Annotated in this window: 12 protein-coding genes; 8 read left to right on the top strand and 4 right to left on the bottom strand. The window is 51.6% G+C overall.

The window, feature by feature from the left end:
- Window positions 1–5: 5 nt before the first annotated feature.
- The 3 genes from AC1RSM_RS00740 to AC1RSM_RS00750 all read right to left on the bottom strand — a co-directional run bounded on the left by AC1RSM_RS00740 (window position 6) and on the right by AC1RSM_RS00750 (window position 3,031).
- The gene (locus tag AC1RSM_RS00740; protein WP_492928508.1) at window positions 6–530 is read right to left on the bottom strand and encodes a DinB family protein; all 525 of its coding nucleotides are present in this window, start codon (window positions 528–530) and stop codon (window positions 6–8) included.
- Window positions 531–647: 117 nt separating this feature from the next.
- Window positions 648–1,886 (bottom strand): MFS transporter, encoded by a 1,239-nt coding sequence (locus AC1RSM_RS00745; RefSeq protein ID WP_492928510.1) that lies wholly within the window; start codon window positions 1,884–1,886, stop codon window positions 648–650.
- Window positions 1,883–3,031, bottom strand: a complete 1,149-nt coding sequence (locus tag AC1RSM_RS00750; protein ID WP_492928511.1) for an aromatic ring-hydroxylating oxygenase subunit alpha — start codon at window positions 3,029–3,031, stop codon at window positions 1,883–1,885. The genes AC1RSM_RS00745 and AC1RSM_RS00750 overlap by 4 nt, the downstream gene beginning before the upstream one ends.
- Before the next feature lie 258 nt (window positions 3,032–3,289).
- On the opposite strand from AC1RSM_RS00750, the gene AC1RSM_RS00755 reads away from it, so the two are divergent.
- The 7 genes from AC1RSM_RS00755 to AC1RSM_RS00785 all read left to right on the top strand — a co-directional run bounded on the left by AC1RSM_RS00755 (window position 3,290) and on the right by AC1RSM_RS00785 (window position 10,969).
- Window positions 3,290–3,805, top strand: a complete 516-nt coding sequence (locus tag AC1RSM_RS00755) for a MarR family winged helix-turn-helix transcriptional regulator (protein ID WP_492928513.1) — start codon at window positions 3,290–3,292, stop codon at window positions 3,803–3,805.
- 59 nt (window positions 3,806–3,864) lie between these two features.
- Window positions 3,865–5,061 carry an MFS transporter gene (locus AC1RSM_RS00760; RefSeq protein WP_492928514.1) on the top strand — a complete coding sequence of 399 codons (1,197 nt, stop codon included), beginning with the start codon at window positions 3,865–3,867 and terminating at the stop codon, window positions 5,059–5,061.
- Between the two features lie 294 nt (window positions 5,062–5,355).
- On the top strand, window positions 5,356–5,880 hold the full coding sequence (locus AC1RSM_RS00765) for a hypothetical protein (protein WP_492928516.1): 525 nt from the start codon (window positions 5,356–5,358) through the stop codon (window positions 5,878–5,880).
- A gap of 228 nt (window positions 5,881–6,108) precedes the next feature.
- The gene (locus tag AC1RSM_RS00770; RefSeq protein ID WP_492928518.1) at window positions 6,109–6,708 is read left to right on the top strand and encodes a TetR/AcrR family transcriptional regulator; all 600 of its coding nucleotides are present in this window, start codon (window positions 6,109–6,111) and stop codon (window positions 6,706–6,708) included.
- A complete protein-coding gene (locus tag AC1RSM_RS00775) occupies window positions 6,705–8,366 on the top strand; it encodes an MFS transporter (protein ID WP_492928520.1) in 1,662 nt (553 codons plus the stop codon). Before AC1RSM_RS00770 ends, AC1RSM_RS00775 begins: the two co-directional genes overlap by 4 nt.
- Window positions 8,367–8,375: 9 nt before the next feature.
- Window positions 8,376–9,557 (top strand): HlyD family secretion protein, encoded by a 1,182-nt coding sequence (locus AC1RSM_RS00780; RefSeq protein WP_492928522.1) that lies wholly within the window; start codon window positions 8,376–8,378, stop codon window positions 9,555–9,557.
- The gene (locus AC1RSM_RS00785) at window positions 9,554–10,969 is read left to right on the top strand and encodes an efflux transporter outer membrane subunit (RefSeq protein WP_492928524.1); all 1,416 of its coding nucleotides are present in this window, start codon (window positions 9,554–9,556) and stop codon (window positions 10,967–10,969) included. Before AC1RSM_RS00780 ends, AC1RSM_RS00785 begins: the two co-directional genes overlap by 4 nt.
- Window positions 10,970–11,042: 73 nt before the next feature.
- On the opposite strand, the gene AC1RSM_RS00790 is transcribed toward AC1RSM_RS00785, so the two are convergent.
- Window positions 11,043–12,848 carry an esterase/lipase family protein gene (locus AC1RSM_RS00790; protein WP_492928526.1) on the bottom strand — a complete coding sequence of 602 codons (1,806 nt, stop codon included), beginning with the start codon at window positions 12,846–12,848 and terminating at the stop codon, window positions 11,043–11,045.
- A gap of 308 nt (window positions 12,849–13,156) precedes the next feature.
- Between AC1RSM_RS00790 and AC1RSM_RS00795 the strand changes: the two genes are divergently transcribed.
- On the top strand, window positions 13,157–14,347 hold the full coding sequence (locus AC1RSM_RS00795) for a hypothetical protein (protein ID WP_492928528.1): 1,191 nt from the start codon (window positions 13,157–13,159) through the stop codon (window positions 14,345–14,347).
- Window positions 14,348–14,539 lie beyond the last annotated feature (192 nt).

The following is a 14,539-nucleotide window of genomic DNA, read 5'->3' on the forward strand; positions in this document are numbered from 1 at the left end:
GCCTGTCAAGGCACCAAAGCCAATAAATCAGTCACCCCAATATCGACACCCGCCTGATACAACAAGGTGCTGGCCTGGCCACGATGGTGAGTCTGGTGATTGAAAAAGTGCGTCACCAAAAGCGCAAAATCCTTCTCCATGCTTTGGCTCGCCATAGTGCTATAGCGTAGCGTCTGGCCCAGTTGTTTCGGTGTAAGGGTAGCGGTCCAATCAATAATGATCAGGTCCAGCTTGCGGCGATACTGGTCCAGTTCCGCCAAGGTGCCGAACAACTGCTGATCTAATGCGCCTGGCTTGGCAAACGCTCCGATTTCTTCGCGCAAGGCGTGAGCATCAGGATGCTCGGCAAAGCGGTGCAACCAGACCGTGTCTCCCACCGCAATGTGCATCATGGTCTTGAACAGCGAACCAAAGAACGCTCCACGCTCCTGATGCAAGTCCTGCACAGAAAGATTCGCCGCCGCATCGTAAAGACGGTGGTTCATCTGGCTGTTGTAGGAGGCCATGCGGATGGCGGTTTGGGGTGTCATGGAAAGATCATCCGGGCAGCGTCATGGGTTTTTAAAGATGCTGGTGATGTGCATCACCAGCATCTTATGTAGTCGTACAACATAGAGTAAACGGTTTGCAGATCGACTCCCGTTTTTTTACGCTCTCGGATATGTCTCCCGTACGCCCAAAGAGCTGAGCAAGCCCAGCAAGCTGATGACGACAGACAAGGACAAACCACCTATGTAGGCTGATTCGGTGGATAGGGGAAGCGATAGAAGATGTGAAACCAGCCATCCATACAAGGACTGAATAATGGCTGTGACTAAAAACACCCCCATGTTCACATAAGCAATCGCTGATCCCGTGATAGTGGCCGGCACACTTTCTTTGACCGCTGCAAAGCAGACGACCACCTGCACACCGCTGGACAGGCCTATCAAAGCAAAGCACAGGTACGCGGTATATAAGCCGGGGCTAGGGATAAGCATCAAGCAAAGCCAGGCGAGTGTGTTGAGTAAGGCGGATACCCAGATAAACAGCTTTCTGGTTTGGAGTTGATCGGAAATCTTGCCAAAAAACAGAGACGAGAAACCATAGATCAGTAAAGCAAGCGTGATGATCATGGAAGCATCCAGGGCGGAGATGTCCATCGCACGACTAAATAAATGCGTGCCCCATAGCCCCGAAAAGGCATAAAACGTGCCATTCGTGCCAGAGATAGCCAGCATGATCAGGCCCAACTGCTTGTTGGACACAATAGAGGGCCAAGTGCCACCTGGGGGCTGGTGAATTGTTTTGCGGGTTTCAGGTGTCTCGGCGGCCTTAGGGCTTGGTGCACGCCATAAGCAAAAGATCAAAACAGCGAGAACAAGGGTGACCGCACCAACGCCCAGAAAGGCTTGTCTCCAACTGACATATCCCAGGATGAATAAAGAAGGGGCCTCCGAGAACACCGCCCCCAAGGTGCCAATCAACATGGTCAGTCCAGTGATAAATCCGAACTTGCTGCCATCGAACCAGATGGCATTGTTTTTCATGACGGCCACAAAGACTAAAGACATCCCCAGTCCGACAAGGCCTGGTCCCAACAGTGCCATCCCATAGTTCTGGGCGCTGCCCAAAATGATGGTTCCCAGCCCGGATAGCAAGGTGCCGACCACGGCGGGAATTCGGATACCGAAACGATCAACCACCATGCCTGCGGGCACTTGCATCAGGGTATAGACCCAGAAATGCAGGGCCGCAATGCTGCCCACAACGGTCAGACGCAGTTCCAGACTGTCGGCTATGTACGAGGAAAACGTGGCAGGGGAAAAGCGGTTGAAAAAGCCAATGAAAAATGCGCTGGATAGCAGGAGGTAGCTGATAAGGCTTGCATTCTTTCTGCTCTTCATTCGCTTTTCTCGTTGCTGAATTCGCTTGAAAGAATGATTTTCATTATTTTCTTATCAAATTTATGAACGTTTTTTTCTGCGTCGGTGTAATTTCCTGTGACATCATTGTGCAATCCTTTTTGTTGGTATTGAACGATCATCTCATCCTCATGTATTACTTGGTTTAGGCGTTCAAAGTATTTTTCATGATTTTCTTTAAATTCCTTGGTTTCTATTATTGATTCATCGAATGCATAACCAACTTCTACGCTTGTTTCTTTTTCGTTTATTGGTATCTTTTGTATCCACCACATGCAGTCAATGCTATTTATGACAAAAAAACCGGGGAATATAATGCAAAAATGAGTTCCCTCTAGTCCTTCTCCGTAGGAGTTTTTATTTGCAGGGAGTTGCAGGTGTTTATCTTTTGGTTTAAGTGCTGCTGTTTCTTTCGATAAGTGGAAAACTCCCATCCATTGTCCTTCTGAGTCTATCTCCTCAACGGCCTGTTTGCCAATGGATTCGGTATGTATAAAAGGAGTGTGCAGGGTTTCCATATCTACTTCAGTGTAGAGCTTCCAGTTAGCCTTAATGTTATACCTTCGCCGCTGTACGCACCTCATATCCCTTGTGGAGTGAGGCCTAGCTATTTTTTCTATATAGTTTCCTAAAAACTGATCTATTCCTAATATTGGGAGTTTTTCTAAGCATATAAAAATCATGTTTTCTCTAACTTCACATGGTATTTCAACTAGGTCCAGGTTTTTTTTGTTTTTGCATTTGTTGCTGATTTCATATCCAGTCGTTTTTATTATTTTACCTTCGGTGCTGTATGTCCATTTATGATAAGGGCATACTATTTTTTTTATGGTTCCCTTTGTATCGTCAATGACAGGCGCTCCGTGGTGTCTGCAAGAGTTTATGAATGATCTTATTTTTAAATCTGATCCTCTAATGGTTATGATGTTTGTATCCATATAGGTTTTTGATATGTAGCTTCCTGGCTCTTTTATATCATTGCTCAGGCATGCGAAGTGCCAAGAGTGTTGAAATAGGAAGTTTCTCTCTTTCTGGGCCCAGTTGTTTGATTGATATACAAATGCAGGCGGTCGTTGAGCTTCGTTGAGATCAAGAAAAACGTTATTGATGGATTTTTCTAATGTCATATTGCCTCCTTTTATTGTGTCAATATGGTATCTCTTATTGTTTTTCGTTTATGAAAATATGGCTTTGAGTTCGTAACTCTTTGTTCTTTCTATCTGAAAATATAGGGGCTATCCCTTGTGGCATTTTTTTTGTTAGGGCTGTACTTGTTATCATCATTTAATGGTCTGACTGTATTGGGGGGGGGCGATGATTTCTTCGCTTGACCCCAATATAAGTAGTCAGCTACATTTCAGCCATGATGATTATGTGGCAGCACGATGTTTGAACTTAAGGATCTACCTAGCTACGACACTCTGGTAAAGATGGGCGTCGAGTACAGCAACCCGGATGTGGATGGGTTGCAGGCTTGGCTTATCTGGGCTTCGGCGACCAGTGAGATGTTGTCGGCTTTTGAGGCCAATCTTGACCGTACAAGCGGTTTGTCACAGACCCAGTTCTTCGTTCTGATTTTGCTTAAACGCAATCCTGAGGGCTTGAGTATTGGTGTACTCGCCGACGGGGTTTCGGTGACGTCACAAACCATGACTCGCATTATTGATCGCATGGAAACAGCCGGTCTTTGCGAACGGGAGCAGCATCCGAAAGATCGACGTGCCTGGGTGGTCAGACTGACAGAACATGGAGCTCAGGTCCTGGGTAAAGCCTTGCCCGCTCACTATGTCTGGGTCGCCAAACTGATGAGCCATTTTGATGAGTCAGAGCGGGACGTGCTGGTCAAACTCATGTTCAAGCTTAAACAGGAAGGTGTGTTGCCCAAGGCAAACGGCGGATAGTTGTCTGCCGTTTTTTTTAAATTAATATGTAGCTTGCTGTATAACAGCCTGGAACATTAATGATGAAAGCATCTGTATCTGAAAGGGATTCAGTGGGTACCGGCCAGCGTGCGCTGATGGTGGTGTGTGCCTTGTCGGTGGTTTCTTTGCTTTACCTGCCATTGCCTGTGCTCGCCGTTCTGGAGCAATCCTACGGTGTGGGCGCGACGGGCATGGTCAGCAGTTTTGGTTTTGCCTACGCGCTGGGTTTTCTGATTTTTGGTCCGCTGTCTGATCGTTTGGGACGTTGCAAAGTCATGGTTGGCGGCCTGTTGGCTTTGGCCGGAATTACGGCCTTGCTGGCGGTGGTGCAGTCCCCTGTGGCCATCGTTGTCGGCCGTATGTGTCAGGGCCTGGCGGCGTCTTCCTTTCCTCCGGTTGCGATTGCCTATCTGGCAGAGCGGGGCAGTCCAAGACAAAGAGTCTGGAGTGTTGCCTGGATGAGCACTGCCTTTCTGTCAGCCGGCCTGCTGGGGCAAATCTATGGTGGATTGATTGCGGGACGCTGGGGTTTGGGCGTGGCTTTCTTGCCCTTGAGCGGCATTTTTATGCTGACGGCATGGCAGTTATGGCGTCGACCTGCCGACCTGCTTGAGTCGCAGGGCTTGCCAGGTTTTCTGCGTAATTACCAGTCGATAGGCCGCTTGCTGGCAGATTCAAGATTGCTGCGTGTCTATGTTCCGGCTTTCTTTCTGCTGCTGTGTTTTGTCACTTTTTACATGATGTTCGATAACAAGCTGGGAGCGCAGTTTATGCAACTGGGCCTGACGCCCCTGATGACCCGCGTTCTGGTTGCCCCCGCCTTTCTGATGCCTTTGCTGGTGGCATTTGTTATGCCCAAGTTGGGGCCCCTGCCAGTTCTGAGCGCTGGCCTGGTTTGTGCGGCGACAGGGTTGGCCCTTAGCGCGATGGCTGGACAGGCCCATCCCTGGGGCCTGCTGGGAGCCAGCTTTATCTTCGTGGCGGGTATTGGCATCAGCGTACCCGGCCTGATCGCCCGAGTTGCCGGGCTGAGTGATCTGTCGGTACGAGGTATGGCGGTATCGCTATACACCTTCGTGCTGTTTATAGGGGCGAGCCTGGGGCCATGGCTAGTCCAGCAGACGGCAGCCATGCCTTTGGAGGACACGTATTTATTGCTGGCTGGATTACTGGCGGGGTGTGCGATCTATGCCCTTAGCGGGTTAAGGCGCAGTGAGGTGCTCGTTAATAAGTAATAAGAAAAACAAGCAGCTACCACAGAAGGATGGGAGGGACTCAGTGCATGGGTGCCTTTACAAAACATCGGCGTCAAAAATTTTTAAGGGAGAGTAGAAAAATGGAAGTATTTATTGTTGTTCCGAAGGGCTTTGACCGCTTGTTCTCTAGCCCGTTAGACCTGTAGTGGCCACGGAGTGGAGTTACACGCCGCCAAACGCGGCAGTTTTTCTGAAAACTGCTTGTGGGAACGGAGCCATCAATTTCGTTTTCCTTAGCACGATGCTTTTATTCCTGAAACCCATGCCCAGGTCATGAGCCGTCAGGTCAGCGCTGATGGCCAAGCCGTTGTGTTGACGCGCTATGAGCGCAAGGACGGGCGCAATGCAGGGTTGGAAGGCGAGCACTTCAGTTCTGTGATGGCGGAGTCGGGTCGTCTCAAGGGCTTTGCCAACATCTCTTTGGATTTGGTGGATCGACCCCTGCCAGACAGCCAGCGCAGTGAAGAAATTGCGCGTGCCTTCTTGCAGCAATATGCCCCTGACTTGCTGCCTCGTATGGAGATTCATTGGATCGACAAGCATGACGAACCGATTCGTGTGGAGCGAAATGGCCGCATGGAAACGGTCACCCTGACAGGCATGAAGGTGAAGGCCCGGAGTCTGGAGGACCGTCTGTGGTTCTGGGTGATTGTTGGACCGGATGGGCAGCCTATGGTGTTTGAGCGTTACATCACCTGGATCACTTTTCCAGGGCACAGGCAAACCGAAAAGTGGCTGCACGATAGCTGGTTGAAGAAACAAGGTAAAGAAGGCGTGAACAGCTCCAAACTGGGCTAGGAGTTCGCGCGGTGTGGTGTAGATAGAGCAGGGCGCTACTGATTGCAGCGGCGCTCTTTTTTTATGCTGATGCACGTTCTTTGTCTTTTTGAGACAGGGGCAGCAGAGGGGGCGAGCCTTTTCCGACGCGCCTTCCCGGGTTTTATTTCATGTATGGAATATCGTTTTCAGCCAGATTCTTAATCCCGACCCTTTTTAAGCGGACAAAACTGTCCGTATAATTTCGGAATGAAAAACCGGAATTTACCCAATCGTTCTGATGCGCTGGAGCGCCGGGAACTGTTGCTGGATGCGGCTAACACGGTATTTAGCAAGCACGGCGTCACGGCTCCTTTAGATCAGGTCGTGTCGCAGGCGGGTGTGGGACGGGCTACGCTTTATCGCAACTTTCCCGACCGCGCCGCCCTGATGGAAGCCTTGCTGGTACGCGCCGCAGACCGGATCGAGGAGCGCTTTCAAAGCAAGCGCAAGGGCAATGAGCAGGACTTCAAAATCCTGATGCAGGTGCTTGCCGGTTTCGCGCTGGAGTCGGCTCCCATGTCGGATTATTGGAAGGCGATTGATCCTGGGCACCCCGCGATTGTCGCGGTCCGGGCGCGTCTGGTGGAGCTGGCTCGGGAACCGCTGGCACAAGGTCAGGCAGCGGGGCATTGCAACCCCGCCTTGCAGCCTGGCGATATCCCTTTATTGATTGGAATGCTGGCTGCCAGTTTGCGGGGCCGCAGCGATAAGGAACGGCTTCTGTTCGTGAAACGAGCTCTTAAGTTTCTGTGCGAAGGGGTGCTATTACCCGTCGAAGACCGTGCTCCGGATTGGGAGCCTGAATGAGTCAGTACCTGAAGCCGCATCCGCAGTGGGAAGATCATGAAAAACCGTTTATGCCAGGCTCGCCCTCTGCCCCGCATCATGAATCTCATATCCGCGTGGCCTATGGGCTGGTTGCGATACTGGTTGGTTTGACGGGCGGTTTGGGTAATGCACTGGTGTCGGTCAATTTACCGACCCTGCAAGGGGAGTTAGGCCTGACGCCCTCCGAGGCGGCCTGGTTACCGGCCTCCTATGCGATGGTCAATATCACCGCCAATTTGCTGGTGTTCAAGTTTCGGCAGCAGTACGGCATGCGTTTGTTTGCCGAAATCGGTCTGGGGCTTTATGCCGTTCTGGCCTTGCTGCATTTGTCGATTGATAGTGCCGAGTCCTTGATTCTGTTGCGCGGTGCCAGCGGGTTTTCGGGGGCGGCAGCAAGCACGCTAGGCGTGTTGTACATGCTGCAGGCGTTCCCTAGGCGTTTGCTGGGCAAGGCCCTGGTGCTGGGGGTCAGCATCACGCAAATGGCGACACCGCTTGCGTGGATCTTGTCCCCGTCCTTGATAGAGCTGGGCAACTGGCATGGGCTCTATAGCTTTGAGGCGGGGATGGCTCTATGTGCATTCGCCGCCGTGGTCTTGCTAAAGCTGCCCCCCGGTTACCAGATCAAGGCATTTGAAAAACTGGATTTCCTGGCCTTTGCCTTGTTTGCTCCGGCCGCGGGTTTGCTGATTGCTTTTTTGACGCAGGGTTATATACGTTGGTGGTTCAACGACACAGGGCTAGCCTGGATGGCGATGGGGTCTTTGTTTCTGTTCACCATCTGTACGTTCATTGAGTATCACCGCGTCAATCCACTGGTGAAAGTGCGTTGGCTGGCGCAGGGCTCGACCATTTACTTTGCCGTGGGCGCCATGATTTTGCGCTTCATCACGACCGAGCAAAACTACGGCATGGTGAATATGCTGCGCACCTTGGGCATGGGGTCCGAACAGATGCAGCCTTTGTTCTGGGTGGTATTTGCGGGCATTGTGTGTGGCATTGCAATCAGTGCGCTGACCTTCGGCCCCAAGACGATTCTGGTGCAGGTGTTTGCCGCTATTTTCTTGATCGGCATTTCCAGCTTTATGGACTTTGGGCGCACCAGTCTGGATCGCCCGCAGGACTTTTTCTACAGCCAGTTTGTACTGTCTATTGGTGCTGGGATGTTCATGGGGCCTTTGGTGATGATTGGTTTCAAGCAGGCCTTCAAGTACGGGCCAGACCATATCGTGACCTTTATTGTGCTGCTTAACGTTACCCAGACTTTAGGGGGATTGCTCGGGACCGCCACCTTGAGCACCTTTGAGCAGCAGCGCCAGCAGCATCACTATGCCGCTATTGTCAGCCACATCAATGCAGCCGAGCCAATGGTGGCGAACCGGCTTAAGCAGCAGCAACAAGCTTTGGGGGCGGTAATCACTGACCCGGCACTTCGGGCTGCCTCCGGCACCGCTCAACTAGCCCAGACAGCCAGACGCGAGGCGCATGTCCGAGCCTATAACGACGTTTTCTTGCTGATAGGCATGCTGGCCACCGGCTTTTTACTCTGGCCCGTCTTGCTGGCTGCAGGTCCGGCTATTCAGGCCCGGCGGGCGAACTCCGCCCCCTCCGGCCCTTCTCAGAACTCTTCAACGTAGTCCGTATTTATGAGTCAAGACACTTCATCTGAAAATCAGGATCGTCGCAGTGCGCTGGCCGCCCCGACAGACTCAGACAACGATGGCAAACTGGGTCCCGCTAATTCAGCCGCGCTACCGCCTAAAGTAATCAAACCCAGCAAGCGCAGCGTCATTGTGATGGCCTTTGTCTTGCTGGCAGGTTTGCTGCTTATCTTATGGGCCTGGAATCTGGGGCCGTTCAAAACGACCCAAGTCACGACCGACAATGCCTACGTACGTGGGCAAATGACGGTGCTGGCTCCTCAGGTCAACGGCTATGTCTCTGAAGTCCTGGTGCAGGATTTTGAGCGCGTGCATGCGGGACAGGCCTTGGTGCATATTGATGACCGCATCTATAAAGAAAAGCTGAATCAAGCCCAGGCGCAGTTGGATGCGGCCCAGGCTGAATTGGCTAATCTAGATCAAGCCCAGGCTCAGAACCGGGCCAGCCTGGATGCGCGCAAGGCTGCTCTGGTATCGGCGCAGGCTGAAGCGCATCGGGCCGAGGCAGATCGCAACCGCGCCAAAGACTTGGCCAATAAAGGTTCGATCTCTGTGCGTGAGCGTGATCAGGCCGTAGCGACTGCCGAGCTTGGACGTGGCAATGTGCTGCAAGCGAAAGCCAATATCGCGATTGCGAATGAAAACATCAAATCCACGGAGGTCTCCCGAGCCAGTTTGCAGGCCAAGGTGAAGTCAGCGGAAGCGGCCCTGGGGCTGGCACGTATTGATATGGATAACACGGTGGTAACGGCTCCTGCAGATGGGCAGATCAGCGAGGCCTCTGTGCGGCAGGGGCAGTACGTGACAGCGGGTTCGCAGTTGTTGTTCCTGGTCCCCGACACGCGCTGGGTTGTGGCGAATTTCAAGGAAACACAGACGGCCGGTATCCATGTAGGCCAGCACGCTCACTTTACGGTCGATGGATTGGATGGCCTGGATTTTCAAGGGCAGGTGGAGCGCATTGCACCAGCTACAGGCTCTGAGTTTTCTGTATTACGAGCAGATAATGCCAGCGGCAATTTCACCAAGGTGGTGCAGCGTCTGCCGGTACGAATTGCCATTGATGCGGATCAGCCGGGTATTGAACGGCTGCGACCCGGTATGTCAGTTATTGCCAAGGTGGATATCAGGGCCGATCAGGACGCAGCCCAGGAGCGCATTCAATGACAGTAGCAAGAAGAACGTCCGGCGCGGCCTTACTGAGCTGTGTCGCCTTGCTCTCAGCGTGTATGCCCGCTTATAAAGGCGCGCCTGCTCTGGCAAAGGTAGAGGCCCCCGAAGCTTGGATTGCTTCTTCTGCTCAAGGGGCAAGCGTGGACTCAAGCTGGTGGCAAGCCTATGGTGATCCGGGTTTGAGTGCCGCGGTAGAGGCCGCCCTGGAGCGTAATACCGATATCTTGAGTGCAGCCACTCGTATTGAAAGAGCACGGGCAGAACTTCAATTGGCGGACTCCTCGCTTGGTCCGTCTTTGTCTTTTGATACCGGTGCCCATGCGGAACGGGCGCTGGGGCCTGGCGGAATGGCAATCAGCCGCGCAGTGCAGCCTGCTGTGCAATTGAATTGGGAAGTGGATTTGTGGGGGCGCTTGAGCTCGCAGTCCAAAGCGGCGCATTTGCGGCTGTCGGCTACTCAAGCGGATTATGACGCCATCGCCTTGACCGTGGCAGCAGAAACCGCCCGTACCTATATCACCATACTGGCCTTGGAAGAACAGTTGCAGCAGGCCAAGGCCACTTCCACGTCTCGAACAGAGGCTTTGCGGCTGGCTCAGGATAAGTTTGATGCGGGCTACATTTCTCAGCTGGAGCTGACTCAGGCGCAGTCGGAACTGGAAGCGGTGGAGCAGCACATTCCACAATTGGAACTAGCGCTCAGCCGCCACCACAATGCGCTTCGTCTTTTGTCGGGGGAGCTGCCTGCCGCCTTCGAGCACAACACAACATCGCACTTGTCCGCTTTGAACTTGCCCGCCCTTGGTGCTGGTTTGCCTTCCGAGCTCTTGCGTCGCCGTCCTGATATCGCACGGGCAGAGCTGGATCTGGCTTCCAAGGATGCCACGATGGCGGCCAGCCGTGCGGCCTTTTTGCCGCAGGTTTCCTTGTCGGCACGGGCAGGTGCTTTGTATGTCAGCGCCTTGAGCTATGACCCCACTAAAGTCTGGAGCTTGGGCGGCAGTATCTTGGCCCCTATTTTTGATCGAGGACGTCTACAGGCTCAGTTTGATTCCGCAACGGCACAGCGTGATGAAGCCGCGTTTGCGTATCGCGGTATCGTTTTGACCGCTTTTTCCGAAGTGGAGAATGCCTTGGCCGGACAACGCAGATTGGCGCAAGAGCTGAGTCATGTGTCCGCCAGACGTGATGTGCTCAAGCGCTCCTTGGAGCACGCACGCAATCGCTATGAAGCCGGCTATGCCTCGTACCTTGAGCAGCTGGATGCACAGCGCAACCTGTACGAGGCAGAAAATCAGCTTATCGCGGTGCGCCAAAGCCAGCTTCAAAATAGGGTGGATTTGTACAAAGCACTGGGTGGCGGATGGGCCTATGAAAAGGCGGTTTCGTCAGCCGCGGCAGACTAAAAGAAGCGCGTTGGCGCAGCGTCGCTTTGTGGATGGGGTTTACGCCCAGTGCAATGGGGGCGCAGGAATGCCGCTATTGCGCTCGTAGAATGCGCCGTATTTCCAGGATTGCTTCGGGGGTTTCTTGCACGCTGTGCGAAAAAGGAATGACTAATTCCGAGGTTGCACCGGGCAGATGCGCGCTTTGATAGGGCACCAGGCCATCGTCGGAATACAGCAGATCTTTCTTGGGCGTGTCATTGGCAATAATGCTGTGATAACGCACCTGGGTGGAGATGGCCATCTTGGAGGTGATCTTGATGAAGGGATCACTGTCGCGCAGGCTTTCTACCCCGTTTGGCAAGATTGCCATTTCATTTTGGGCAGGGGTATGGCCCACGGCAACCTGGCTTAATTTATTTAGTTGATTCACCACCGTAACAGGCAGCGTAATCAGAGCCGCCACCCAGCGCGATATCTGATTTCCTGCAAACGGAGTGCCTTTGTGGGGAGCGGCAATGAAGATGGCCGTGGTCACGCCGGGCAGGGGAGAGAAGTGCAGAACACTGCCGAACTCCTCATTCATCTTGGCAACGCTGCTGTCATCTAACTGATAGCGATCCCGGGCAGCGTCTTCCAATAAATTGTCCGAGGAAGACACCAGCAGGCGCCCCAATACACCGCCCATGCTGTGCCCGATCACCACGATATTGTTGGAGGCGACGGCCTTTCTTTCAGGATCAAAGTGCTGGAAGGTTTCCTTCAGCGCTGCGCGGATTTCAGCATTGTTGTAGGGCAGGGGCAAATTGGTGGGGTAGTAGACCTGCCAGATCTGATAGCGACTTCGCAAATCCTCATCGCCCAGCACTTCATTGGCCACATTGATCCAGGCCTCGGGACTGCTGGCCAAGCCATGCAGCATGATGATGACGCGGCGGTCCGGGTCATACGGTTGCAGTAGAAAAACATGCGGGCTTTCAATGCCGCCATCACGCCCCAGAACAGTACGCAAAGCCTGTGTGGAGAAACCCGAGCGCGCCAGCCACAAGCCATAGGCCGACGTAAAGTTGGCGGCCAAGGGAACCTTCATATCCTTTAACTGGACTGTGTTTTGCTGATAGGGGTCATAGCCAATAATCGAAGCCTCGCGGGTTTGCAGCACTTGCGATAGCGTCTCTCCCGGGAAGGTAATAATCCCCGTTACCGCCTGAAAAGGCGGTTCGCTGTAAGTGCTCTGGAAGTTGGCCGAAGTCGCCTTGTCGGCCTCATTCACCACCACCATCTCGGCCCCGAAACCATCCCGGCGGTAGATGCTGCGCAAGCCTCGAAATGTCAGCTGCGAGGCTGGGATCAGTTCCTGGGGTTGAGGTGTCATGTCGTTACGGACTTGGGACAGGTCACCCCGAATATGCCAGGGGCCCAGCTTGATGGTTTGCTGGAAGGCGTAGCTGGTGTCGCGGTACTTGGAGAACAGCAGCATGGTGGCTTGCTGAACCGAGTAATTGTAGTAGTCCCGGACCTGGGTTTGACGGTCCTCAAACGCCCGATCGCCCGGCCTGCGATCCGTAAAGAACAGATAGGCGTAGGCGTAGCGCGCGCTTTGTAAATAGGCATCGAACAGCTCCACCGAGAAATCCGGGCGAGCATTGCGCCTACCTTGCAGACGCAGGGCCTCTTGCGTCCAGACTTCGGCCAAGGCAGCCATGCGCTGCTCGGTATCAATGTTCCACAGTTCCGTCAGCCGGGTAGTGCAGTGTGCAATGTCCTTGGCGCACTGCTCGGGAACAATGGCCAGACTGGTCAAGGTGTCGCGTGCCGAAGCACTGAGCTTGTGGGTAGTAAGAATATCGCCACGCCGCTGGGCGATGTAATCCTCTGTGCTGACCGTGGCGATCTTCACGCCTGCGCAGCCTGTCAAGGCGAGAGAAAGCAGGCTAATCGCGGCCAGTTTGTAGATGTTTAGTAAACGAGCGTGTGTCACGCATTTTTTAAGGTGACTGGGCATAACAAGGGTAGGCTCTGAATAAAACGGATTTTTCTGTTCGTGATTGATCGAAGCCATCATGTTCTAGGGAAGGGGGGCGATTGGATATGCCTTGCTGGGAAGCATATCTAATAGTGGAGAACGAGTCAGGCTAAATTTACCATGCTATATATGGTTATTGGTGTAATAAGTAATGTTATAGATATTTTATTTTTAGGATTTTTATGTTAAAGGAACGGATTGGTTTGTTGGTTGATTTGAAAGGTGTTCCTTTCATTAAGGGGGCTGATTATTTTTATTTTAATGATGGTTATTTTAGGCATTTATTAAAATTGGTTTGTGAAAATCCTGCTGTTAGCGGTGTTTGTGTAGTCTCATTTGGTGGGTTAACTCTTTTAAGCTATTTTCTTCCACTTGGTTTCATACCCGATTTTGAATTGTCATCAGTATTAGGATTGCTTCTGCTGGCATCTTTTTTCGGTGTTCTGCAGATTTTATTAATTGGTGGTTCTTTATTAGTCCCTGCATTCATTATTAAAAGTTTATTGTTAGAGCGCGAAAATAAAGTTAACCCACCTACTCTCAGGTCTATGAGTTTAGTTATGGGAGGCAGTTCATTACTCTGGCTTCTTATTTTTTTTCTTGATATTTTATTTAATTTTCGTTTTACTTCTATTGTTTTTTTAGTTTCTATTTTGTTTTCTTTGTTTTTTGTTTTTTTAGGTGGTTTGAAAAAATATAACAGTTTAATCGTAAAAAACGTTTCTCTTTATCTGCCTATTTTTGTTTTTCAGGGTTTTAATTTGGTTTTGGCGGTATTTTTATTTACTCCGGGTGCAATTATAGGTCTTTCTGGTTCCGCTGAATGGGAGCTTTGGTTAACGTTATGTATTTGGTTCTTATTTGTGGTTTTTGCCAATATTTCACTGCTGAGGTTGCGTACCTGGACGGTGAGTGGTGTCTTAGGGATGGGCGTGGTGATGGTCGTAATTTTGATTTGGCTAACTCAAAATTTTTCTTATATGAATGGAGTAACTATTCGAAAATTACGTCTGGGTGATGTCAGTGGAGTGACCATTTCTGTCAATGAATCAGCGGCAGGTGCCATACGCGCTGCCTGTTTTGACTCTGGTGTGCTGAGCAGTTGTAATGGACGGGAAATAAAATCTGGTAATACCAGGATTTTTGCATATGAGGAAGTGACGATTCTGTCCCGTCTTGGGAATCAGTACTACCTACAATTTTGTCGCCATACTGACAAAGTTTGGCCTTGTGGTACTAAAACTGGTCTGCGTGTGGCTATTGAGAAAAAAGATGTTTTAGGTTGGTCCATGAAAGAACCCGTGCAACCAGCAGAGTCGCAAACGAAGAGACGTGAAATGCCTGCTCAAATGGGTGAAGCTCTTGAGCAGTGAGTTTTTGAAAGGTGGCGTGTCTCTAGCTGTTTGAGGTTTTGGGTTAGCTAGACATACCTAATGCGCACTTTAGCGTACGTTCTGCCAGCTGGAAATCAGAGCTTGTGGGTGTTGTATTTATACTCTGAGTTTCTATTGCTAGATAAGTCTAAAAAAAAGCCCAAACCGAAGTTTGGGCTTTTCTTAAATTTG

It is taken from the genome of Alcaligenes sp. GW821-FHT11D07 (genome assembly GCF_058808495.1).

Coding starts and splice junctions, on each gene's coding strand:
- AC1RSM_RS00740 (WP_492928508.1), bottom strand. CDS start 530: ATGACACCCCAAACCGCCATCCGCATGGCCTCCTACAACAGCCAGATG.
- AC1RSM_RS00745 (WP_492928510.1), bottom strand. CDS start 1,886: ATGAAGAGCAGAAAGAATGCAAGCCTTATCAGCTACCTCCTGCTATCC.
- AC1RSM_RS00750 (WP_492928511.1), bottom strand. CDS start 3,031: ATGACATTAGAAAAATCCATCAATAACGTTTTTCTTGATCTCAACGAA.
- AC1RSM_RS00755 (WP_492928513.1), top strand. CDS start 3,290: ATGTTTGAACTTAAGGATCTACCTAGCTACGACACTCTGGTAAAGATG.
- AC1RSM_RS00760 (WP_492928514.1), top strand. CDS start 3,865: ATGATGAAAGCATCTGTATCTGAAAGGGATTCAGTGGGTACCGGCCAG.
- AC1RSM_RS00765 (WP_492928516.1), top strand. CDS start 5,356: ATGAGCCGTCAGGTCAGCGCTGATGGCCAAGCCGTTGTGTTGACGCGC.
- AC1RSM_RS00770 (WP_492928518.1), top strand. CDS start 6,109: ATGAAAAACCGGAATTTACCCAATCGTTCTGATGCGCTGGAGCGCCGG.
- AC1RSM_RS00775 (WP_492928520.1), top strand. CDS start 6,705: ATGAGTCAGTACCTGAAGCCGCATCCGCAGTGGGAAGATCATGAAAAA.
- AC1RSM_RS00780 (WP_492928522.1), top strand. CDS start 8,376: ATGAGTCAAGACACTTCATCTGAAAATCAGGATCGTCGCAGTGCGCTG.
- AC1RSM_RS00785 (WP_492928524.1), top strand. CDS start 9,554: ATGACAGTAGCAAGAAGAACGTCCGGCGCGGCCTTACTGAGCTGTGTC.
- AC1RSM_RS00795 (WP_492928528.1), top strand. CDS start 13,157: ATGTTAAAGGAACGGATTGGTTTGTTGGTTGATTTGAAAGGTGTTCCT.